Origin of the sequence: Acidovorax sp. PRC11 (assembly GCF_031844105.1) — a bacterium.
Taxonomy (GTDB): domain Bacteria; phylum Pseudomonadota; class Gammaproteobacteria; order Burkholderiales; family Burkholderiaceae_C; genus Paracidovorax.
The window spans coordinates 35,710-58,178 of record NZ_JAUZUQ010000005.1; the positions used below are offsets into that span (position 1 = coordinate 35,710).

Sequence of the window (22,469 nt, forward strand, 5' to 3'; positions counted from 1 at the left end):
TCGTCGTGGCCCTGCTGGCCTGGGGCCTCGTCATGGTGTATTCGGCGTCGATCGCCATGCCGGACAACCCGCGCTTCGGCAAGATCGCGCCCACCCACTTCCTCATGCGCCACATCTTCGCGCTGGGCATGGGCTTCGTCGCCGCGCTGCTGACGTTCCAGGTGCCGATGTCCGTCTGGGAGCGCGTCGCGCCGTGGCTGTTCATCGCCTCCATCCTGCTGCTGGTGGCGGTGCTCGTGCCGCACGTGGGCACGGTGGTGAACGGCGCGCGCCGCTGGCTGTCGCTGGGCATCATGAACTTCCAGCCCTCCGAACTCGCGAAATTCGCGGTGGTGATCTACGCGGCCGACTACATGGTGCGCAAGATGGAAGTGAAGGAGCGCTTCTTCCGCGCCGTGCTGCCGATGGGCGTGGCGGTAGCGGTGGTCGGCGTGCTGCTGCTGGCCGAGCCCGACATGGGCGCTTTCATGGTGATCGCCATCATCGCCATGGGCATCCTCTTCCTGGGCGGCGTGAACGCGCGCATGTTCTTCCTGATCGCGGCCGTGCTGGTGTTCGCCTTCGCCGTCATGGTGATGGGCAGCCCGTGGCGCCGCGAGCGGATCTTCGCCTACCTCGACCCGTTCAGCGAGGCGCACGCGCTCGGCAAGGGCTACCAGCTCTCGCACTCGCTCATCGCCATTGGCCGCGGCGAGATCTTCGGCGTCGGCCTGGGCGGCAGCGTGGAGAAGCTGCACTGGCTGCCCGAGGCGCACACCGACTTCCTGCTCGCGGTGATCGGCGAGGAATTCGGCCTCATGGGCGTGCTCATGGTGATCGTGCTCTTCTTCTGGATGACGCGCCGCATCATGCACATCGGCCGCCAGGCCATCGCGCTCGACCGCGTGTTCGCCGGCCTCGTCGCGCAGGGCGTGGCGATCTGGATGGGCTTCCAGGCCTTCATCAACATGGGCGTGAACCTCGGCGCGCTGCCCACCAAGGGCCTCACCCTGCCGCTCATGAGCTTCGGCGGCTCGGCCATCCTCATGAACCTCGTGGCGATCGCGGTGGTGCTGCGCGTGGACTATGAAAACAAGCACCTCATGCGCGGAGGCCGCGTATGAGGTGCTTGTTTCGCCAAAACAAGCACTCGCCGCGCGCCAGCGCGGCGGGGCGCGCAGCGCCGATGAGGGGAGGGCGCGTATGACCACCCCCAGGACCGCCCTCGTCATGGCCGGCGGCACCGGCGGCCACATCTTCCCCGGCCTGGCCGTGGCCGAAGAGCTGCGCGCGCGCGGCTGGACCGTGCACTGGCTCGGCACGCCGGGCAGCATGGAATCGCGCATCGTGCCGCCGCAGGGTTTCGCCTTCGAGCCGATCGATTTCTCGGGCGTGCGCGGCAAGGGCCTGCTCACGCTGGCGCTGCTGCCGCTGCGGCTGCTGCGCGCGTTCTGGCAGGCGCTCGCGGTGGTGCGGCGCGTGCGGCCGGACGTGGTCGTGGGGCTGGGCGGCTACGTCACCTTCCCGGGCGGCATGATGGCCGTGCTCTGCGGCAAGCCGCTCGTGGTGCACGAGCAGAACTCGGTGGCCGGTCTGGTCAACAAGGTGCTGGCCGGCGTGGCCGACCGCGTCTTCACCGCCTTCCCCGACGCGCTGCGCAGGGGCGCCTGGGTCGGCAATCCGCTGCGCACCGCCTTCACGCGCCAGGCCGGCCCGCAGGAGCGCTTCGCCGGCCGCAGCGGCCCGCTGCGCCTGCTGGTGGTGGGCGGCAGCCTGGGCGCCAAGGCGCTGAACGACATCGTGCCGCAGGCGCTGGCGCTGATTCCGGCGGACCGGCGTCCGGTGGTTACCCACCAGAGCGGCGCCGCCCAGATCGACGCCCTGCGCGCGAACTACGCCGCCGCGGGCGTGGAGGCCGCGCTCACCCCCTTCATCGACGACACCGCCACCGCGTTCGCCGAGGCCGACCTCATCGTCTGCCGCGCCGGCGCGAGCACGGTGACCGAGATCGCCGCCGTGGGCGCGGCGGCCGTGTTCGTGCCGTTCCCGCATGCGGTGGACGACCACCAGACGGCCAATGCCCGGTTCCTCGCCGACGCCGGCGGCGGATGGCTCGTGCAGCAGCGCGACCTGTCCGCTGGATCGCTGGCGCAATTGCTACAAAATACGGAGCGCGCAGCGCTGTTGGAGCGCGCGCTGAAAGCCAAGACAATGCAGAAGATCCACGCCACCCGCGAGGTGGTGAACGCGTGCGAGGAGCTGGCCTCGTGAAGCACGCCATCCGCCACATCCATTTCGTGGGCCTCGGGGGCGCCGGCATGTGCGGCATCGCCGAGGTGCTGTTCAACCTGGGCTACGAGATCTCGGGCTCGGACCTCGCCGACAGCGCCACGCTGCGGCGCCTCTCGGCGCTGGGCATCTCCACCCACGTGGGCCATGCGGCCGCGCACATCGAGGGCGCCGACGCGGTGGTCACCTCCACCGCCGTGCAGGCCGACAACCCCGAGGTGCTGGCCGCGCGCGAGCGCAAGATCCCGGTGGTGCCGCGCGCGCTGATGCTCGCCGAGCTGATGCGTCTCAAGCGCGGCATCGCGATCGCCGGCACCCACGGCAAGACCACCACCACCAGCCTCGTGACCAGCGTGCTCGCGGAAGCCGGCCTGGACCCGACGTTCGTGATCGGCGGGCGCCTCAACAGCGCGGGAGCGAACGCCAAGCTGGGGCAGGGCGACTACATCGTGGTCGAGGCCGATGAATCCGATGCCTCGTTCCTCAACCTGCTGCCCGTGATGGCGGTGGTGACGAACATCGATGCCGACCACATGGAGACCTACGGCCACGACTTCGGCCGGCTCAAGTCGGCCTTTGTGGACTTCCTGCACCGCATGCCGTTCTACGGCACGGCCATCCTCTGCACCGACAACCCCGCGATCCGCGAGATCCTGCCCGACGTGACCTGCCCGGTCACGAGCTACGGCTTCTCGGAGGACGCCCAGGTGCGCGCCGTGGACGTGCGGGCCGACGCGGGCCGCATGCGCTTCCGGGTGCAGCGCCGCAACGGCGTCACGCTGCCCGACCTCGACGTGGTGCTGAACCTCGCGGGCGAGCACAACGTGCTGAACGCGCTCTCGGCGATCGCCGTGGCGGTGGAGCTGAACGTCCCCGACGAGGCGCTGCTGCGCGCGCTCGCGCAGTTCAAGGGCGTGGGCCGGCGCTTCCAGCGCTGGGGCGAGCTGCCCGCGCAGGGTGGCGGCACCTTCACCCTCATCGAGGACTACGGCCACCACCCGGTGGAGATGACGGCCACGATCGCCGCGGCGCGCGGGGCCTTCCCGGGCCGCCGCCTGGTGCTGGCCTTCCAGCCGCACCGCTACAGCCGCACGCGCGACTGCTTCGAGGATTTCGTGAAGGTGATGGGCAGCGCCGACGCGGTGCTGCTCACCGAGGTGTATGCGGCCGGCGAGACGCCGATCGTGGCGGCGGACGGCCGCTCGCTCGCCCGCGCCGTGCGCGTGGCGGGGCAGGTGGAGCCCGTCTTCGTGGACGACGTGGCGGAGCTGCCCCGGCGCATCGCGGACAACGCGCGGGCTGGCGACGTGGTGCTGTGCATGGGAGCCGGCTCGATCGGCGCCGTGCCCGCGAAGGTGGTGGACATGCTGCGCACGGACGTGCCGGCGATGCAGGAGGGTCGGTGATGGCCGCGGGCTTACCTGAAACCGAAATCGACGTGCGCGCGCTGGGCAAGGTGGCCGTGCTGATGGGCGGCGACTCCGCCGAGCGCGAAGTCTCGCTCATGTCCGGCGGCGGCGTGCTGCAGGCGCTGCGCGCGCGCGGCGTGGACGCGCATGCGTTCGACCCCTCGCAGTCCGACCTCTCGGAACTCAAGAGCCACGGCTACACGCGCTGCTTCATCGCGCTGCACGGCCGCCACGGCGAGGACGGCACGGTGCAGGGCGCGCTGGAGCTGCTGCGCATTCCGTACACCGGCCCGGGCGTGATGGCGTCGTCCATCGCCATGGACAAGATCATGACCAAGCGCATCTGGCGCTTCGAGGGCCTCTCGACTCCCGACTGGCGCCTGGTGTCGAGCGCCTCGGAAACCGCGCAGGCGTTCAAGGAACTGGGCTCGCCGATGATCGTCAAGCCCTCGCGCGAGGGCTCCACCATGGGGCTCACCAAGGTCACCTCCCCGGGGCAGTGCGAGCAGGCCTACCTGCTGGCCTCGCGCTACGACCCCGAGGTGCTGTGCGAGGAATTCATCGAGGGCGAGGAAACCACCTGCCCCGTCCTCGGCCAGGGCGCGCAGGCGCGCGCGCTGCCGGTGATCCGCATCGTGGCGCCCGAGGGCAACTACGACTACCAGAACAAGTACTTCACCGACGTCACGCAGTACCACTGCCCGAGCGGACTGCCCGAGGACGAGGAGCGCGAGATCCAGCGCATGGTGCTGCAGGCCTTCCGCACGCTGCAGTGCCGCGGCTGGGCACGCGCCGACATCATGATCCGCGCGCGCGACCGCAAGCCCTTCCTGCTGGAGATCAACACCTCGCCCGGCATGACCGGCCACTCGCTGGTGCCGATGTCGGCGCGCGCCACGGGCATGAGCTACGAGGAGCTGTGCGTGCGCATCCTCGCGAGCGCGTCGCTCGATGCCGAGCAGGGCCGCCAGCCCGCGGCGGGACGGACGGGAACGCCATGACCACGACGACCTCGCTGCCCGCACCGCTGGACGTGAAGCTCATGAACTGGACCGCCGCGGTCCTGTTCGTGGGCTGCGCCGCGGCCGTGCTGGTGGCGGCGGGGTCCTGGGCGCGGCACCATCCGATGTTCGCGATCGGGCGCATCGTGGTGCAGGGCGAGCTGGTGCACAACAACGCGGTCACGCTGCGCGCCAACGTCGGGCCGCACCTCGTGGGCAATTTCTTCACCATGGACCTGGCCGCGGTGCGCGAAGCCTTCGAGCAGGTGCCGTGGGTGCGGCGCGCCATGGTACGCCGCGAGTTCCCCAACAGCCTGCGGGTCGAGCTGCAGGAGCACGACGCCTTCGCCTACTGGGGACCCGAGGAGGGATCGACGCTGCTGAGCACCCGGGGCGAGGTGTTCGAGGCCAGCCCGGACGACGTGGACGAGGACGAACTGCCGCGGCTGCAGGGCCCCCAGGGCCAGTCGGCGGCGGTGATGCAGATGTACCAGCGGCTCGCGCCGATCGTCGAGCCGCTGGGTGCGCGCCTCGCGACGCTGGAGCTCTCCCCGCGCGGCAGCTGGCGCGGCTCGCTCACCAGCGGCGCGTCGCTCGAACTGGGCGGCGGCTCGCCGGACGACGTCGAGATGCGGACCCGGCGCTTCGTGCGCACGCTGGCGCGCGTGACGGCCCAGTACGGCCGCCGGGCCGACGCGCTGGAATCCGCGGACCTGCGTCATCCGGACGGCTACGCCATGCGTTTGCGCGGCGTGACCACCGTCGAGGGCGACGTGCCGCGGGCGGCGCCGCGCGCAGCCGCGCGGCGTCCGGCGGGCGGGAGCAGCAGCAACAACGGCGCGCGGCGCGAGCCTCCGAGGAATCGCTGACACAAGTCAGGACACACAAGATATGGCACGAGAATACAAAGACGTGGTGGTGGGGCTGGACATCGGGACGGCCAAGGTGATGGCCGTGGTGGCCGAGGTGCTCCCGGGCGGAGACCTGAAGCTGGCCGGCCTGGGCGTGGCGCCGAGCAACGGCCTCAAGCGCGGCGTGGTGGTCAACATCGACGCCACGGTGCAGAGCATCCAGCAGGCGCTGAAGGAGGCCGAGCTGATGGCCGACTGCAAGATCCAGCGCGTCTACACCGGCATCACGGGCAGCCACATCCGCGGCCTCAATTCGAGCGGCATGGTGGCCGTCAAGGACAAGGAGGTCACCCCCGCCGACGTGGCGCGCGTGGTCGAGACGGCCAAGGCCATCAACATCTCGTCCGACCAGCGGCTGCTGCTGGTGGAGCCGCAGGAATTCGTGATCGACGGGCAGGACGTGCGCGAGCCCATCGGCATGAGCGGCATCCGCCTGGAGGCCAAGATCCACATCGTGACCGGCGCGCAGAGCGCGGCCGAGAACATCATCAAGTGCGTGCGCCGCTGCGGCCTGGAGGTCGAGCAGCTCATGCTGAACCCGCTCGCCTCCAGCCAGGCGGTGCTGACCGACGACGAGCGCGAACTCGGCGTGGCCGTGGTGGACGTGGGCGCCGGCACGACCGACGTGGCGATCTTCACGGGCGGCGCCATCCGGCACACCGCCGTGATCCCGATCGCGGGCGACCTGATCACCAGCGACATCGCCATGGCGCTGCGCACGCCCACCAAGGACGCCGAGGACATCAAGGTCGAGAGCGGCTACGCCAAGCAGCTGCTGGCCGACCCGGAAGCGCAGGTGGAAGTGCCGGGCCTGGGCGACCGCAGCCCCCGCATGTTGTCCAAGCAGGCGCTGGCCGGCGTGATCGAGCCGCGCGTGGAGGAGATCTTCTCGCTCGTGCAGCAGGTGATCCGCGAATCGGGCTACGAGGAAGTGCTGTCGTCGGGCATCGTGCTCACGGGCGGCAGCGCGATCATGCCGGGCATGGTGGAGCTGGGCGAGGACATCTTCCTCAAGCCCGTGCGCCGCGGCATTCCGAAGTATTCCAGCGCGTTGTCCGACATGGTGGCCCAGCCGCGTGCTGCTACCGTCATGGGTTTGCTCGAGGAGGCGCGGCAGGCACGCCTGCGCGGCTTCAAAGTGGCGCAGAAGAGCGGCTCGGTGAAAACGGCCTTCGGTCGGTTCAAGGACTTCATCGTCGGGAACTTCTGACATGTACGTCCCTCTGCACCGGCTCGCCCGTGGAAGTCCTTCCGGCCGCTACCGCCACCGATGGCCCAGTACCGGTCCCCCGGGCGCGTGTTTCTGCAGCGCCCCACCGTTTTTTTTGACAACCTCATCGGCCACAGCGGCCGACCGTACATCGCACGTAAAGACCAGGATCTAGGAGCACCAGCATGACCATCGAAATGATCGAAGCCGAAGAGTTCAACCAGGGCACGCAGATCAAGGTGATCGGCGTCGGCGGCGGCGGCGGCAATGCCGTCGAGCACATGATCGCGCGCCAGGTGCAGGGCGTGGAGTTCGTCTGCGCCAACACCGACGCGCAGGCGCTCACCCGCAGCAGCGCGCACCGCGTGATCCAGCTGGGCCACAGCGGCCTGGGCGCCGGCAGCAAGCCCGAGAAGGCGCGCGAGGCCGCCGAGGCCGCGCAGGAGGACATCCGCCAGGCCATCCAGGGCGCGCACATGCTCTTCATCACCGCCGGCATGGGCGGCGGCACCGGCACCGGCGCCGCACCCGTGATCGCGCGCGTGGCCAAGGAGATGGGCATCCTGACCGTGGGCGTGGTCACCAAGCCCTTCGAGTGGGAAGGCGGCCGCCGCATGCAGAACGCCGACAATGGCCTCTCCGAACTGGAAGCCAACGTCGACTCCCTGATCGTGGTGCTCAACGAGAAGCTGCTGGAAGTGCTGGGCGACGACATCACCCAGGACGAGGCCTTCGCGCACGCCAACGACGTGCTGAAGAACGCCGTGGGCGGCATCGCCGAGATCATCAACGAGTACGGCCACGTGAACGTCGACTTCGAAGACGTGCGCACCGTGATGGGCGAGCCCGGCAAGGCCATGATGGGCACCGCCGTCGCGAGCGGCCCCGACCGTGCCCGCATCGCCGCCGAGCAGGCCGTGGCCTGCCCGCTGCTGGAAGGCATCGACCTGTCGGGCGCCAAGGGCGTGCTGGTGCTGGTCACGGCCGCCAAGGGCAGCCTCAAGCTGTCCGAATCGCGCCTGGCGATGAGCACCATCAACGCCTACGCGTCGCCCGATGCGCACGTCATCTACGGCGCGGCCTACGACGACAGCCTGGGCGACGACATCCGCGTGACCGTGGTGGCCACCGGCCTGTCGCGCGCCAACGCGCGTCGCCAGCCGATCTCGGTGGTGCAGGGCGGCCTGCGCACCGGCACCGACAACCTCGCCTACCAGGTGCCGATCTCGGGCGCGACCGTGGGCGTGGCCAGCGGCCTCGTGGGCGGCGGCGCGGCTTCGCAGACCGACTACGGCAACATGGCGGTGCCCAGCGTCTGGCGCACCAACCGCACGCAGGCCGCGGCCCGCGTGGACGCGCTGTCCTCGGGCGGCATGGACGATCTCGAAATCCCCGCGTTCCTCCGCAAGCAGGCCGACTGATCGGCCCCCCTGGGGCTTGTCCTCGGGTCGCCGCTGGCCGCTCCGCTCCTTTCCGGGAGCCGGGCGGCCTTTTTGTTTCCGTTGGTGACCTCTGCGCTATGGAAGCCATAGCCATGGATGCGCACAGGGATGGGAGCCGCCACCTAAAATCGGCGGATGCTCCAGCAACGCACGATCAAGACCCTCACCCGCGCCGTGGGCGTGGGCCTGCACAGTGGACAGCGGGTCGAGCTCACGTTGCGTCCGGCCGCGCCGGACACGGGCATCGTGTTCCGCCGCATCGATCTGCCCGAGCCCGTGGACATTCCGATCCGCGCCGAGTCCGTGGTGGATACGCGCATGGCCTCCACGATCGGCGTGGGCGGTGCCAAGGTGCACACCGTCGAGCACCTCATGTCTGCATGCGCAGGCCTGGGGCTCGACAATCTGTACATCGACATCACGGCCGAGGAAGTGCCGATCCTCGACGGCTCCTCCGCGTCGTTCGTGTTCCTGCTGCAGAGCGCCGGCGTGGTGCTGCAGAACGCGCCCAAGAAATTCATCCGCGTCACGCGCCCCGTCGAGGTGCGCGAGGGCCAGGGGCAGCAGCTCAAGTGGGCGCGCCTCGAGCCCTACCACGGCTACAAGCTGCGGTTCGAGATCGACTTCGCGCACCCGGCGGTGGATTCCACCGGCCAGAGCGTGGAGTTCGACCTGGGCGCGGGCAACTACACGCGCGACATCGCCCGTGCCCGCACCTTCGGTTTCACGAAGGATGTGGAAATGATGCGCGCGAGCGGGCTGGCGCTGGGCGGCGGGCTCGACAACGCGATCGTCATGGACGACTACAAGGTGCTGAACGCCGACGGCCTGCGCTACGACGACGAGTTCGTGAAGCACAAGATCCTCGACGCCATCGGCGATCTCTACATCGTCGGCCGGCCGCTGCTCGCGGCCTACAGCGCCTTCCGGTCGGGCCATGCGATGAACAACCTGCTGCTGCGCGAACTGCTGGCCCATGAAGACGCATGGGAGATCGCGACCTTCGAGAGCGAGCGGCAGGCGCCCAAGGGCTTCGCCATGCCCGTCCAGGCCTGGTGAGGCGGCGGCGATGCTGCTGTTCCGCGGGCTGTTCTTCTTCCTGCTGCTCCTGGCGGTGGTGTGCTTCGTGTTCTACATGGGCACCGGGCAGCCGCGCTACAAGCGCTACGGCATCGTGATCGTGAAGTGGACCGTGCTCTCGGCCTTCGCCTTCTTCGCGGTGCTGGCGCTCGAGCGCTTCCTCTGACGTTCCTTGCCCGGTGCCGCTGCGGCGCGGCGTGACACGGCCGGGCATCGCTCCTATACTCGCGCCTGCTCCGGGGTGCACGTATGGCGTGCTGAGATGGCGGACCTGACCGCCGGAACCGCGAACTTGATCTGGTTAGTACCAGCGTAAGAAGAGCTGCAGCCGGGATTCCCGCGCCTGCAGGCGAAGGCCCCAGCCGGCGTTCGCCTGGCCGCCACGCGCCATCGCCCCGTCCCCGGGGCCGAGGGCCGCGCAGCGGGCGCCTCCGCAAGGGGGCCGGGGGCGGCCACACCTGGTCTCATGCGGAGCACATTTCCATCCAACCGAGGAGATTGCCCGCCATGAATGCCCCCGACAAGTTCGCCCAGCTGCTCTCGCTGACCCGCGAACCCTTTCCCGCCTCCACCAAGAACTACATCACGGGCAGCCGCCCGGACCTGCGCGTGCCGGTGCGAGACATCGCGCTCACCAACGGCGAGCAGGTCAGCGTGTATGACACCTCCGGCCCCTACACCGACCCGGCCGCGGTGATCGACGTGCGCCGGGGCCTCGCCAGCGTGCGCGGCGGCTGGATCGAGGGCCGCGGCGATACCGAGCGCTACCAGGGGCGCCCGCAGCAGGCGCTGGACGACGGCAGCAAGTCCGAAGACGCCGCCCGCCTTGCCGTGCTGCGCGCCGAGGCCGCCGCCCTGCAGCGCGCGCCCCTGCGCGCCAGGAGCGGCGCCAATGTGACGCAAATGCACTACGCCAGGAAGGGCATCGTCACGCCCGAGATGGAGTACGTGGCCCTGCGCGAGAACGGCCGCCGCGAATGGATGGCGCAGTACCAGCAGGACGCGGCACGCGAGCAGCGCCTGGCGGGCAACCCGCTGGGCGCCAGCATCCCGAAGATCATCACGCCCGAGTTCGTGCGGGACGAAGTGGCGCGCGGCCGCGCCATCATCCCGGCCAACATCAACCACCCCGAGGTCGAGCCGATGGCCATCGGGCGCAACTTCAAGGTCAAGATCAACGCCAACATCGGCAACTCGGCCGTCACCTCCAGCATCGAGGAAGAGGTCGAGAAGCTGGTCTGGGCGATCCGCTGGGGCGCGGACAACGTGATGGACCTCTCCACGGGCAAGAACATCCACACCACGCGCGACTGGATCGTGCGCAACAGCCCCGTGCCCATCGGCACCGTGCCGATCTACCAGGCGCTGGAGAAGGTGGGCGGCATCGCCGAGGACCTGACCTGGGCGATCTTCCGCGACACGCTGATCGAGCAGGCCGAGCAGGGCGTGGACTACTTCACCATCCATGCCGGCGTGCGCCTGGCCTTCATCCACCTGACGGCCGGGCGGCGCACGGGCATCGTCTCGCGCGGCGGCTCCATCATGGCCAAGTGGTGCATGGCGCACCACAAGGAGAGCTTCCTCCACGAGCATTTCGAGGACATCTGCGACATCATGAAGGCGTACGACGTGTCCTTCAGCCTGGGCGACGGCTTGCGGCCCGGCTGCGCGAGCGACGCCAACGACGAGGCCCAGTTCGCCGAGCTGCGCACGCTGGGCGAGCTCACGCAGGTCGCCTGGAAGCACGACGTGCAGACCATGATCGAAGGCCCCGGCCACGTGCCCCTGCACATGATCCAGGCCAACATGACCGAGCAGCTCAGGACCTGCCACGAGGCGCCGTTCTACACCCTGGGGCCGCTGACCATCGACATCGCCCCGGGCTACGACCACATCGCGTCGGCCATCGGCGCGGCCATGATCGGCTGGATGGGCACGGCCATGCTCTGCTACGTGACGCCCAAGGAGCACCTGGGCCTGCCCGACCGCGACGACGTGAAGCAGGGGATCATCGCGTACAAGATCGCCGCGCATGCGGCCGACGTGGCCAAGGGCCATCCGGGCGCCCGCGCCCGCGACGACGCGCTCAGCCAGGCGCGCTTCGACTTCCGCTGGCAGGACCAGTTCAACCTGGGGCTCGACCCGGAAACGGCGCAGGAATACCACGACGAGACGCTGCCCAAGGACTCGGCGAAGGTGGCGCACTTCTGCTCCATGTGCGGGCCGAAATTCTGCTCGATGAAGATCACGCAGGAAGTGCGCGACTTCGCCGCCCGGGGCCTGCAGGAGAAATCCGAGGAATTCCGCAGCGGCGGCGGGGAACTCTACGTGCCGATCCAGCCCGCCTGACGGCAGCGGGCCTGCGGCGTGGGCCGTGCTCCACCAACGCGACAGTGGTTACGCCCGTGTTGCGCGATGATCAACCCGGCAGGAAAAGCCACCCCGTGGTTTCCCTGCCGGCTGCCTGGGTGCGCCGCCCTATAGTGGCGCCCCGGCGGCCCACGAGGCTGCTTCGGGATGGGCGCAGTTATTGCATGTGCCCGTGTAACTGTTTGTAGAGGACACCATGAATACCCTGGGACGCCTGTCGATACGCGCGCGCCTGTATTTCGGCACGATCTTTTCCCTGGTACTGCTCGTCATCATCGGGGGCCTGGGGTATCTGGCCCTCGACCGCACGCGCGACACGCTGCAGGAACTTTTCTCGCAGCGCGTGCAGACGCTCACGGACATGGCCGACCTGCGCACGACGCTCGGCACGCTGCGCCGCACCGAGAAGGACATCATCCTCAACTTCAACAACTCGGTGGAGGTCTCGGCCCAGCGCGAGGCGTGGACGAAAACGCTCGCCGCGCTGCGCAAGAGTCTGGCCGACGTGCGGCAGGTGCAGGCGGGCGATGCGGATTTCGTGGCCGCCATCGACAAGGCCCTCGGCGAGATCCAGCAGTATGAAGCCGGCATTTCTCCGATCTTCGAGCAGATCGAGCGGGCGCAGCTCGACGGTGCCGGCGGCGCGGCCTATGCCGAGCGGCTCAAGGGCCACATGGAGACGACCGACCAGCTGCTCGCGAGCCTCGCCAAGAGCGCGCGCGAGAAGATGGACGAGGCCCGCGGAGGCATGGATGCGCGCACGGCCACCATGTCCGCGGTGATCGGCCTGGGGCTGGTGCTGGCCCTGGCGGTGCTGATCCCGCTCACGTTCTTCAGCGTGCGCTCCATCACGCGGTCGCTGGCCCAGGCCCGCGCGCTCGCCGAACGCATCGCCGGCGGCGACCTCTCGCACGAGGTGCGCCCCGCTCAGATGGACGAGGTCGGCCAGCTCGTCGTGGCCATGGGCCGCATGCAGGACGCGCTGCGCGGCCTGGTGCGGCAGGTGCAGGAGGCGTCCGGCAACATCTCGACGGCGAGCACCGAGATCGCCACCGGCAACCACGACCTGAGCCAGCGCACCGAGCAGACCGCCGCCAACCTGGAGGAGACCGCGTCCTCGATGGAGATGCTCACCGGCACCGTGCAGCAGAGCACCCAGTCGGCGCAGCAGGCGAGCGATTTCGCCTCCACCGCGGCCGAGGTGGCCGCGCGGGGCGGCAGCGTGGTTTCGCAGGTCGTGGCCACGATGGGCCAGATCACCGAAAGCTCGCGCCGCATCGCCGACATCACGGGCGTGATCGATTCCATCGCCTTCCAGACCAACATCCTGGCGCTGAACGCGGCCGTGGAAGCCGCCCGCGCGGGCGAGCAGGGACGGGGCTTCGCGGTGGTGGCGGCCGAGGTGCGCACGCTGGCCCAGCGCTCGGCGGCGGCGGCCAAGGAAATCAAGGAGCTGATCGGCTCGTCGGTGGAGCGCGTGGAGAGCGGCTCGCGCCTCGTGGGCCAGGCCGGCGCGACGATGACCGAGATCGTGGACAGCGTGCGCCGCGTCTCGGAGATGATCTCGGAGATCACCGCCTCGTCGGCCGAGCAGAGCGACAACATCGGCCAGATCAGCCAGTCCGTGAGCCAGCTCGACCAGATGACGCAGCAGAACGCTGCGCTGGTGGAGCAGTCCACCGCGGCGTCGGAGTCGCTGCGCGAGCAGGCCGTCCAGCTGCTCGGCGCCGTGCGCCGTTTCCAGCTCGACGAGGGCGGCAGGGCCGTCTCCGGCGCCGTGGACATGCTGCCCGCCTCCCGGAACGCGGCGGCGCTGCTGCCGCGGTAGGCATGGCCCCCAGGGCGGCCCGCGGCGGCCGCCCACGCGTTGTTACGACCGCACGGCCGTGCCGGTGATACCCTGCGGCTTTTGCGACAGAGCATCGCCATGACCACCTCTTCCGACCTTCCTTTCGCGGCTTCTGCAGGAATGCCCGCCCGGCGCCTGCGGACCTTCGGATCGGCGCTGGCCGTGGGACTGTCCGCGCTGTGCGCGCAGGCCCAGCCCTTCGACGGGGTGCCGGGCCGCGAGCGCGAGTCCGCCCGTGGTCATGGCTACGGACACGGGCCTGGCCATGGGCCCGGACCCGGCTACGGCCGCGGCCCCGACCACCACCGGGGCGGGCCAGGGTACTACGGACCGCAGCCCGGCCCGCACCACGGGGGGCCGCCCCCCGGCTGGCAGGGCCACCACGCGAAGCCGCGGCACCACCACCCCGGCCCGCCGCCCCATGCGCAGGCCCACGGCCGGCGCCATGGCGCGGGGCCGCACCACGACTGGTACCGCGGCAGCCGCGTGCCGCCGATGTACCGCTCGCACCATTACGTGGTGCAGGACTGGCGCATGCACCACCTGGCTCCCCCGCCGCGCGGCTACCACTGGGTGCAGAACGGCCCCGACTACCTGCTGATCTCCCTGGGCTCCGGCGTCATCGCGCAGATCGTGTTCCGCTAGCGATCCGCTACAAAGTCCTTCCGCCGCGGTACATCGCGTGCTGGCGGCGGTTGAGCGTGGTGACTTCCCCGAGCCTCGCCATCGCCGCGCCCGCGTGGGCATGGGTGATGGCCAGGCCCAGGGCGTCGGCCGCGTCGGTGCCCGGCAGGCCGGGCAGCTGCAGCAGCCGGCGCACCATCTCCTGCACCTGCGACTTGGCCGCGCGGCCGTTTCCCACCACCGCCTTCTTCATCTGCAGGGCGGTGTACTCGGCCACGGGCAGGCCGCTCGCCACCAGCGCCGTCAGGCACGCGCCGCGCGCCTGGCCGAGCAGCAGGGTGGATTGCGGGTTCACGTTCACGAAGACGATCTCGACCGTGGACGCGTCGGGCTGGTAGCGCGCGGCCACCTCGGTGATGCCGTCGAACAGGATCTTCAGGCGGCCGGGCAGGTCGCCCAGGGCCGCGCCCGTGGTGCGGATGGTGCCGCTGGCCACGTAGCTCAGGTGGTGCCCGTCCACGTCCACCACGCCGAAGCCGGTGGTCTGCAGGCCGGGATCGATGCCCAGGATTCTCATGAGGTGCCGTTCAGAGGCCGAAGTACCAGCGGGCCGAATGGAAGAACACCGGGCCGGCGAAGCACAGCGCGTCCACGCGGTCCAGCAGGCCGCCGGCGCCGGTGGTGGATTGTCCCTGCAGGCCCCAGCTGGTCACGCCGCGGTCGCGCTTGAGGGCCTTCATCACCAGGTGGCCGAGGGTGCCCGCGAGGCAGGCCAGCAGCGCCATGCCGAGCGCCTGCCCGACCTTGAACGGCGTGATGAACGACAGCGCCACGCCGGCCAGCCCGCCGATCGCCACGCCGACGCTCCAGCTCAGCCACTGGAAGCTCTGGCTCACCTGCGGGGCCACGGGACGGTGCGGAAAGCGCCGGCCCAGCAGATGCTGGGCGATGACGCTGGTCTGCACCACGGCCACGAGGAAGAAGACCAGGAAGGCGCCCCGGCCCTCGTAGTTCGGGAAGTCGAGCAGCAGCAGCGCGGGCACGTGGCTCATGCCGTACACGCAGACCATGATGCCCCACTGCAGCTTGGCATTGCGCTCCAGGAAGCGTTCCGGATCGTTGGCCAGCGCGCTCGCGACGGGCAGGGCCAGGAAGACGTAGACCGGGATGAACACCGTGAGCAGGTCGAACTTGCGCATCCCCACGATCGCGAACTGCAGCGGCAGCACGACGAAGAACGCCAGCGCGAGGCTGCGGTGGTCGCCGCGCCGCGTGGGCGAGAGCGTGATGAACTCGCGCAGCGCCAGGAAGGAGACGATGGCGAAGAGCACCGTGGCCACGGTGTCGCCCAGGGCCCATCCGACCCAGAAGACCGTCGCCATGACCCAGGACGTCTTGAGCAGGCTCCAGAAGCGGCGCCACTCCTGCTGGTGCACTTCGTGCGCGGCCTGGTCCTCGGGTCCGGGGCCGCGCGCCTCGTGCAGGGTCTGGAAGAACGCATAGAGCGTCACCAGCGACAGCAGCCCGAACATGGCCACGAACAGCGCGCCGATCTGCTGCGTGGTGGTGAGGTGGCGCAGGAAGTCCATCATGGCTCACACCTCCCGCAGCGCGATCACCGCGCGCCGGGCGCGGTCGAGGAAGGCGCGGCGCTCCTCGCCGGGCGCCAGTTCTATGGGGGCGCCGAAGGTCACGGAGCACAGGATGGGCACGGGCACCACCTCCCCCTTGGGCATGACGCGCTGCACGTTGTGGATCCAGGCGGGCACCAGCACCACCTGCGGGAACATCTGCGCGAGCCGGTAGAGCCCGGACTTGAAGGGCTGGGGCTCGTCGCCGTGGCCGCGCGTGCCTTCGGGAAAGATCACGATCGAATCGCCGCTCTCGAGGGCCTGCACGAGCGGCGCGAGCGGATCGCCTTCCGGCAGGGCGGCGCGCAGCGCCTCGGGATCGGGCGTGCCGGCGGCGGGAGACGGTGCGGGCGCGGGCATGGCCGGTGCCTCGCCGGCGGGCTGCGGCGCGGGCGTGCCCGAGACCCGGTCCACGTACACCGCATTGAACACGGCGGTGGTGATCCATTGCCGGAAGGGCGTCTTGGTCCAGTAATCCCGGGCGGCGATGGGCCGGGTGATGCTGCGAAGTTCCTGGGGCAGGGCGGCCCAGATCATGACCAGGTCGGCATGGCTCTGGTGGTTGGCGAAATAGATGCGTTGCTCGGCCTTGGGCGGGCACCCGTACCACCGTGCCTGGGAGCCGGTGAGGAAGCGCACCAGCCCGAGCAGGAAAAGGCTCATCAACTTGGACAGCATGCCCGGAATCATACGGGGCGCGCCGGCCTCCGCTTCCTCCGGCGGCGTGGCGCCGGCGGGTGGGGATTTCCCTGGTCCCGCGCTGCGGTAAAGCGCATGATCCGTGGAATGGGACGGCATAGTTCCATTCTCCGGAATCCGGAAAGTTCGCCGACCATTCGGCGAATCCGGCTTCTAGACTTCCGCTACAAGGAATTCAAAATGTTTTTTGGATCTTTTTCATCATATTTATCAAAAGAAGGGGCCCGTTCCATGTCAGTCCCCCACCTGCTGTCCCGTCGAAAAGCGCTTGCTTTCTGCGTTGCGGGCTCATCCTTGCCGTGGGCGGCGTTCGCGCAGGGCCCCCAGGCAGGCGGTGCGGGTGCTGCAGGAATGGAATTCCCGGTCAGGCCGGTGCGCCTGATCGTGCCGTTCGCGCCTGCCGGATCGACGGACATCCTCGCCCGGCTGCTGTCGAAGCACCTGTTTCCCGGCAGCGGCCAGCCGGCCGTGGTCGAGAACGTGGCCGGCGCGGGGGGCAACCTGGGCGCAGCCGTGGTGGCGCGCGCGCCGGCGGACGGCTACACGCTCGAGATCGGGGCCATGTCCACCCATGCGATGAACGGTAGCCTCTACCGCCAGCTGCCGTTCGATCCGATGAACGACTTCGACACCGTGGCCATGCTGGCCTACGCGATCAACGTGATCGCGGTGTCCGCCAGCCTGCCGGTGCACACTTTCCCGGAACTGCTGGCCTACATCCGCGCGAACCCCGGCAAGATCAATTACGCCTCCGGCGGCATCGGCACCCACAACCATCTCACCCTGGCGCTGCTCGCCAAGACCGCCGACCTGGACATCGTGCACGTGCCCTACAAGGGCGGCGGCCCCGCCGTGGCAGCCCTCGTGCAGGGCGAATGCCAGATGTTCGCGGGAGGCGCCTCGCTGCTGCTGCCGCACGCGCAGGCCGGCAAGATCCGCCTGCTCGCCGTCACCGAGAAGAACCGCACCGACCTGCTGCCCGGCGTGCCCAGCGTCTCCGAGACGCTCAAGGGCTTCGAGGTGACCAACTGGTACGGCGTGTTCGCGCCGCGCGGCCTGGAGGCCGGGCGCCGGGCGCAGCTCAATGAAGAAATCAACCGCATCACCGCGCTGCCCGAGATCGCCGAGCGCTTCAAGGGCCTGGGCATGGTGCGCTCCCCGCTGTCGCCACTGCAACTGCGCGCCGTGCTGCAGGCCGACCACGACCTGTGGTCGCGCACCATCCAGGCCCTGCGCATCGCCCCCGAATGAACCCACCACCCCCCACCCCCCTCCCGCCCGAGGCGGCAGCCGCCCTGCACAGCGTCGACTGGAGCACGCTGGAATGGCAGCCCGTGCGCCGCGGCATCGAGCGCAAGGCGTTCGGCAGCGACCAGGTGACGCTGGCGCTGCACCGCCTCATGCCCGGCCACGAGCCCCGTCCCCACGCCCACCCGAACGAGCAGGTGATGTACATCCTCGCGGGCGTGCTGGACGTGCACGTGGACGACCGCGTGGTGCGGCTGGGGCCCGGAGGGCTGCTGCTCATACCGCCCAACGTGCGCCATTACGGGGTGGTGGTGGGGGACGAGCCGGTGCTCAACCTCGACGTCTTCACGCCCGCGCGGCCGGAATACCTCGCATGACCACCGCACCCGGCTTCCCCGGTGCCGACGCGTCCCCGCCGGCCCGGCTGCGCCAGCGCATCCTGGCGTGCGACCGGCTGCTCGCGACCTTCGTCAAGACGACGTCGCACCAGACCGTCGAAGTGCTGGCCGCGACCGGGCTGGACACGCTCGTGCTCGATGCCGAGCATGCGCCCTTCGGCCCCGAGAGCCTGGACCGCAGCCTGCTGGCCGCCCATGCCTGCGCACTGCCCGTGCTGGTGCGCGTGCCGTATCCGCGCGCCGCGGCCGTCCAGCAGGCGCTGGACCTGGGCGCGGCGGGCGTGATGGTGCCCCACGTGGACGACGCCCGCATCGCCGCCGAGGTGGTGCGCGCCGCCCGCTACGGGCAGGGGGGCGCGCGCGGCTTCAGCAATTCCTCGCGTGCCGGCGGCTACGGTGCCCGCGGCATGGCGGAGCACCTGCGCGCCAGCGATGCGCACACCACCGTCATCGTGCAGATCGAGAGCGCCCAGGCCGTGGCCGAGGCGTCCGCGATCGCCGCCGTGCCGGGGGTGGACTGCCTCTTCGTCGGCCCCGCGGACCTCGCCGTGTCGCTCGGCGCGCAGGGCCTGGACGATCCGCGCGTGGCCGATGCGGTCGCCGCCGTGAGCGCTGCCGGGCGCGCCCGGGGCCGTGCCGTCGGCTGCTTCGTGCCCGACGTGCGTGCCGTGCCCGCGCTGGCGGCGCAGGGCATTTCCTTTTTCGTGGTCGGGTCCGACCAGGCCCTGCTGCGCCGCGCGGCGCAGCAGGTCATGGCGGACGCGATCGAATCCGAGGCGGCCTGAACGCGGTCCGCATGCATTCCGGCTGCATCCCCCATTTCCACGGAGAAAACACCCCATGAGCACCGAAGTCCGTTCCGTACAACGTGCGCTGCTGATCCTGCGCGTGATGAACGAGCGCTCCACCTGGAGCCTGCAGGAGCTGCACCAGCGCACGGGCCTGGCCAAATCGACGCTGCACCGCCTGCTGGGCACGCTGGAGTACGAGAAGTACGTCCGCAGCGATCCGCACGCCTATGGCCAGTACCAGCTCACGCTGGCGGTGAGCAACCTCAGCAGCGGCGTGAACGAGAAGCTGCGCCTGGCCGAGCTGGCCGCGCCGCTGATGATCTCCGCCACGCGGCAGATCAAGTGGCCGCTCTCGCTGGCCGTGATCGACGGCCACCAGATGCGCGTGGTGTTCTGCACCATGCCCTACAGCCCCTACGCGATCCGTCCGTCGAGCCTGGGTCGCCGCTACGACCTGATCCCCTCGGCCCTGGGCCGCGCCTACCTGGCCTACTGCACGCGCGCCGAGCGGCGCATTCTGGTGGAGGCGGCCAACACCCATGGCGAGCCCCACCAGAAGATCACCGACATGTGGGCCCTGCGCAGGACGGTGCGCGAGACGCGCCGGCAGGGCTACGCCATCCGCTATGCGAAGAACAACTCCGAGAGCACCGCCTTCGCCGTGCCGGTGTTCGGCGGCGGCGTGCTGCGCGGCGCGCTGGTGTATTCCACCTTCGCGAGCCAGATGGACGACCGCATGCTCAAGCGCTTCCTGTCGCTGGTGCAGTCCACCGCATCGCGCATCGGCGAGGAGGCCGCCGCGTCCGCCCAGCTGTCCGGCATGCCGATGCCGGCGCAGACGGCCGGCATGCTGGCGACGCCGCAGCCCCTGCTGCAGCCTGCCGGCGCCGTGCCGTCGTTCGCCCACCACCACCCCGTGGCCGCCTGACGGGGGGGCGGGCCGGTCCTGGGCCGCGCCACTCCGCGCGCGAGGTGCCTACGGAAGTTCGGCGCTGGCCATCCGGCCCAGGATCACCCGGGTGCGGCCCGACAGGTAGGCCGATCCGGGGCTCTTCTCGAAACGCCGGGGCGCGGGCAGCATCACGGCCAGGCGCGCGGCCTCGGCGGCGCTCAGCTGCGCGGCGCTCTTGCGGAAATAGCGCTGCGCCGCCGCTTCGGCGCCGAAGACGCCTTCGCCCCATTCGACGCTGTTGAGGTAGATCTCCAGGATGCGCTGCTTGCTGAGCAGCTGCTCCAGCGCCAGCGTCAGCACGAATTCCTGGCCCTTGCGCAGCAGCGTGCGTTCGCCCGACAGCAGCAGGTTCTTGGCGAGCTGCTGCGTGATGGTGGAGCCGCCGCGGATGCGGGCCGGCCGCGCCGCGCGCCCGGGCTGGGCATCCTGCAGCCGCGCGGCGTGCGCCTCGGCGCGCGCGTTGCGTTCCCAGGCCTTCTCCACCGCGGTCCAGTCCACGCCGTCGTGGTTGACGAAGCCGTCGTCCTCCGAGGCGATCACCGCGCGCTTGAGCGTGTCCGCGATGCGGTCGTAGGGCAACCATTCCTGGCGCCAGTGCAGGCCGTCGCCCGCCGCCACCTGCGCCCAGATTTCGGAGCGCTGGAAGCTGGTGGACTGCGGATCGATGGCCGCCATCGCGGCGATGCGCAGCACGAAGAACAGCTGCAGGGCCACGCCGGCCAGCAGCACGCAGCCGATCCAGCGCAGCAGGGCCTTCATGGCTGCGCGCGCAGTTCCTGCAGCACCTGCGCGGCCGGGGGGCGCACCCCGCGCCAGACCGCGAACGCCTCGGCGGCCTGCTCCACCAGCATGCCGAGCCCGTCGCGCGGCACCGCGCCGCGCGTGCGTGCCCAGTCCATGAAGCCCTGCGCCGCGGGGCCGTACATCATGTCGTAGGCCAGCGTGCCTTCGCGCAGCACCGCGCCGGGCACCGGGATTTCGCCGCCGGCCAGGCTGCTCGCCGTCGCGTTCACGACCACGTCGAAGCCGGTGCCGGGCTCTTCGATCGGCAGTGCCTGCAGTGCGACCTGCCGGGCCGCCGCCAGATCGGCATGCGCCTGCACCAGGGCCTGCGCGCGGGCCGCGGTGCGGTTGACCACCACGATCCGGCGGGGCCCCTGCTCCAGCAGCGGCGCGAGCACGCCCGCGGCTGCACCGCCCGCGCCCACGAGCAGCACGTCGCGGCCCGCCAGCGCCACGCCCGCGTTGCGCACGATGTCGGCCACCAGGCCCAGGCCGTCGGTGTTGTCGGCATGCACGCTGCCGTCGGGCAGGAAGGTCAGGGTGTTGGCCGCGCCGGCGCGGCGCACGCGCTCGCTGGCCACGGTGGCGAGCCGCGCGGCGTCGTGCTTGAACGGCACCGTCACGTTGCAGCCGCGGCCGCCGGCCGCCGCGAAATCCGCAAGGGCCCGGGCGAAGCCGTCCAGCGGCACCAGCCGCCGCGTGTAGTCGATGCGCTCGCCGGTGAGTTCGGCGAAGCGTGCGTGGATCCACGGCGAGCGGCTGTGCTCCACGGGGTGGCCCATCACGCAGTAGGCGTCCGGTGCAGGGGTCGTCGTCATGCGGCAGGAGGAAGGGGAAAGGAGAGGGGGAGAAGGAAAGAGGGAGCGGCGTCGGCCGGGGCAAGGGAGACGGACGGGCGGGGCACGTCAGCGCACGCTGGTCTCCAGCGTCTGTTCGCGCGTGAACTTGAAGCGCGACACCACGGCGATCTGGTCGGCCCGGGCGCGCATCGCGGGGCTGAACGCGCCGAACGGGCCGGAGGCGCGCACGATGGACTGGGCGCGCTGGTCGAGCAGGCGGTTGCCGGAGCCCTGCACGACCTCGGTGTCCAGCACCCGGCCGTCGTGGTTCACGGTGACGATCATGGTCAGCTCGCCGTAGAGCTTCTTGCCGCCCTGTTCGGGAAAGCTTTCCGTGCCCTTGTCCTCGATCCTGCGGCGCAGCCCGTCGTAGTAGATGGCGTACACCTCCTCGCGCGTGGCGGGGCTGATGTAGCGCTTCTTGGGACGGGAGTTCTCCTCGTTGATGCGCTTTTCGATCTCGGCGAGCAGCTTCAGCAACTGGCGGCGCTTCTCTTCCTGCTGCACGCGGTCGGTGTTCGGGCTCTGGTCGCGCGGGTCCGGCGGGGGCATGGTCGCCAGTTGCCTGCGCAGCTGCGCGAGCAACTGGGCCTGCTGCTCCTGCATGGCGTCGAGCTTGCGCTGCGCCTCCTCGAAATCCTCGCCCACGTGGGTGACGGCGGAGTAGGGCAGGGGGCTGGTGGCGCGGCCCTTCTCCGCATCGCCGCCGCCCGCGAGCGACGCCTGGGCGATGGCCTGGGCCTTCTCGGGCTGCTCGCCGGACTTGGCGTTCACCAGGATCACCTCCAGCGGCGTGTCCTGGAAGACGCGGTTGAAACTCTCCGGATCGACGAAGCGCACGGACAGCAGCGCCGCATGCACCGCCACCGACAGGGCGAGGGCGATCTGCAGGGTGCTGAAGCGCTGGAGGAAGGCGGGGCGTCTCACGGCGGCCGATTATGCGGTGGTGCGGGCGGTCCCGGCC

General features: G+C 70.3%; 20 protein-coding genes, 2 pseudogenes and 1 riboswitch. Of the genes and pseudogenes, 16 read left to right on the plus strand and 6 right to left on the minus strand.

The genetic code is table 11. The features are described from left to right. Positions 1–32: 32 nt before the first annotated feature. From ftsW to Q9R47_RS07230, 12 genes and pseudogenes are all read left to right on the plus strand, one after another. Positions 33–1,016, plus strand: a pseudogene (gene ftsW / locus Q9R47_RS07175) (putative lipid II flippase FtsW); the annotation flags it as partial. Next, positions 1,001–2,250 (plus strand): annotated as a pseudogene (gene murG, locus Q9R47_RS07180) (undecaprenyldiphospho-muramoylpentapeptide beta-N-acetylglucosaminyltransferase); the annotation flags it as partial. The pseudogenes ftsW and murG, both read left to right, overlap by 16 nt. Beyond that, a complete protein-coding gene (gene murC / locus Q9R47_RS07185) occupies positions 2,247–3,674 on the plus strand; it encodes a UDP-N-acetylmuramate--L-alanine ligase (protein WP_311232522.1) in 1,428 nt (475 codons plus the stop codon). The pseudogene murG and the gene murC, both read left to right, overlap by 4 nt. After that, a complete protein-coding gene (locus Q9R47_RS07190) occupies positions 3,674–4,678 on the plus strand; it encodes a D-alanine--D-alanine ligase (protein WP_311232523.1) in 1,005 nt (334 codons plus the stop codon). Before murC ends, Q9R47_RS07190 begins: the two co-directional genes overlap by 1 nt. After that, positions 4,675–5,547 carry a cell division protein FtsQ/DivIB gene (locus Q9R47_RS07195; protein ID WP_311232524.1) on the plus strand — a complete coding sequence of 291 codons (873 nt, stop codon included), beginning with the start codon at positions 4,675–4,677 and terminating at the stop codon, positions 5,545–5,547. Before Q9R47_RS07190 ends, Q9R47_RS07195 begins: the two co-directional genes overlap by 4 nt. A 22-nt stretch (positions 5,548–5,569) precedes the next feature. Next, entirely contained in the window at positions 5,570–6,799 is a 1,230-nt protein-coding gene (gene ftsA, locus Q9R47_RS07200) for a cell division protein FtsA (protein WP_311232525.1), read from the plus strand. A 185-nt stretch (positions 6,800–6,984) separates the two neighbouring features. Then, positions 6,985–8,220 (plus strand): cell division protein FtsZ, encoded by a 1,236-nt coding sequence (gene ftsZ, locus Q9R47_RS07205; RefSeq protein WP_311232526.1) that lies wholly within the window; start codon positions 6,985–6,987, stop codon positions 8,218–8,220. A 156-nt stretch (positions 8,221–8,376) separates the two neighbouring features. Further along, positions 8,377–9,300 (plus strand): UDP-3-O-acyl-N-acetylglucosamine deacetylase, encoded by a 924-nt coding sequence (gene lpxC, locus Q9R47_RS07210; RefSeq protein WP_311232527.1) that lies wholly within the window; start codon positions 8,377–8,379, stop codon positions 9,298–9,300. A 10-nt stretch (positions 9,301–9,310) separates the two neighbouring features. Then, a complete protein-coding gene (locus Q9R47_RS07215; protein ID WP_311232528.1) occupies positions 9,311–9,487 on the plus strand; it encodes a hypothetical protein in 177 nt (58 codons plus the stop codon). Between the two features lie 61 nt (positions 9,488–9,548). Next, positions 9,549–9,657: riboswitch (TPP riboswitch) on the plus strand. A gap of 171 nt (positions 9,658–9,828) precedes the next feature. After that, entirely contained in the window at positions 9,829–11,670 is a 1,842-nt protein-coding gene (thiC, locus tag Q9R47_RS07220) for a phosphomethylpyrimidine synthase ThiC (protein ID WP_311232529.1), read from the plus strand. 217 nt (positions 11,671–11,887) lie between these two features. Beyond that, complete coding sequence (locus tag Q9R47_RS07225) at positions 11,888–13,519, plus strand: methyl-accepting chemotaxis protein (RefSeq protein WP_311232530.1); 1,632 nt, start codon at positions 11,888–11,890, stop codon at positions 13,517–13,519. A gap of 99 nt (positions 13,520–13,618) precedes the next feature. After that, positions 13,619–14,185 (plus strand): RcnB family protein, encoded by a 567-nt coding sequence (locus Q9R47_RS07230; RefSeq protein WP_311232531.1) that lies wholly within the window; start codon positions 13,619–13,621, stop codon positions 14,183–14,185. A gap of 7 nt (positions 14,186–14,192) precedes the next feature. On the opposite strand, the gene ruvC is transcribed toward Q9R47_RS07230, so the two are convergent. From ruvC to Q9R47_RS07245, 3 genes are read right to left on the minus strand one after another with little or no spacing between them, the layout of a single operon-like run. Further along, a complete protein-coding gene (gene ruvC, locus Q9R47_RS07235) occupies positions 14,193–14,741 on the minus strand; it encodes a crossover junction endodeoxyribonuclease RuvC (RefSeq protein ID WP_311232532.1) in 549 nt (182 codons plus the stop codon). Between the two features lie 10 nt (positions 14,742–14,751). Then, entirely contained in the window at positions 14,752–15,756 is a 1,005-nt protein-coding gene (locus Q9R47_RS07240; RefSeq protein ID WP_311232533.1) for a phosphatidate cytidylyltransferase, read from the minus strand. A 3-nt stretch (positions 15,757–15,759) separates the two neighbouring features. After that, positions 15,760–16,473, minus strand: a complete 714-nt coding sequence (locus Q9R47_RS07245; RefSeq protein ID WP_311232534.1) for a lysophospholipid acyltransferase family protein — start codon at positions 16,471–16,473, stop codon at positions 15,760–15,762. 372 nt (positions 16,474–16,845) lie between these two features. On the opposite strand from Q9R47_RS07245, the gene Q9R47_RS07250 reads away from it, so the two are divergent. Genes Q9R47_RS07250 through Q9R47_RS07265 form a run of 4 tightly spaced genes read left to right on the plus strand, consistent with a single transcriptional unit; the run spans position 16,846 to position 19,859 of the window. Continuing rightward, positions 16,846–17,745, plus strand: coding sequence for a tripartite tricarboxylate transporter substrate-binding protein (locus tag Q9R47_RS07250; protein WP_311232535.1), 900 nt, complete (start codon positions 16,846–16,848; stop codon positions 17,743–17,745). After that, positions 17,742–18,119, plus strand: a complete 378-nt coding sequence (locus Q9R47_RS07255) for a cupin domain-containing protein (protein WP_311232536.1) — start codon at positions 17,742–17,744, stop codon at positions 18,117–18,119. Before Q9R47_RS07250 ends, Q9R47_RS07255 begins: the two co-directional genes overlap by 4 nt. After that, a complete protein-coding gene (locus Q9R47_RS07260; protein ID WP_311232537.1) occupies positions 18,116–18,925 on the plus strand; it encodes an aldolase/citrate lyase family protein in 810 nt (269 codons plus the stop codon). Before Q9R47_RS07255 ends, Q9R47_RS07260 begins: the two co-directional genes overlap by 4 nt. Positions 18,926–18,980: 55 nt before the next feature. Then, complete coding sequence (locus Q9R47_RS07265) at positions 18,981–19,859, plus strand: IclR family transcriptional regulator C-terminal domain-containing protein (RefSeq protein ID WP_311232538.1); 879 nt, start codon at positions 18,981–18,983, stop codon at positions 19,857–19,859. Positions 19,860–19,907: 48 nt separating this feature from the next. On the opposite strand, the gene mtgA is transcribed toward Q9R47_RS07265, so the two are convergent. From mtgA to Q9R47_RS07280, 3 genes are all read right to left on the minus strand, one after another. Next, entirely contained in the window at positions 19,908–20,642 is a 735-nt protein-coding gene (mtgA, locus tag Q9R47_RS07270) for a monofunctional biosynthetic peptidoglycan transglycosylase (protein ID WP_311232539.1), read from the minus strand. After that, positions 20,639–21,484: a shikimate dehydrogenase gene (gene aroE, locus Q9R47_RS07275; RefSeq protein ID WP_311232540.1), complete on the minus strand. Its 846-nt coding sequence runs from the start codon at positions 21,482–21,484 to the stop codon at positions 20,639–20,641. Before aroE ends, mtgA begins: the two co-directional genes overlap by 4 nt. 87 nt (positions 21,485–21,571) lie before the next feature. After that, positions 21,572–22,432 (minus strand): TonB family protein, encoded by an 861-nt coding sequence (locus Q9R47_RS07280; RefSeq protein WP_311232541.1) that lies wholly within the window; start codon positions 22,430–22,432, stop codon positions 21,572–21,574. Positions 22,433–22,469: the final 37 nt, after the last annotated feature.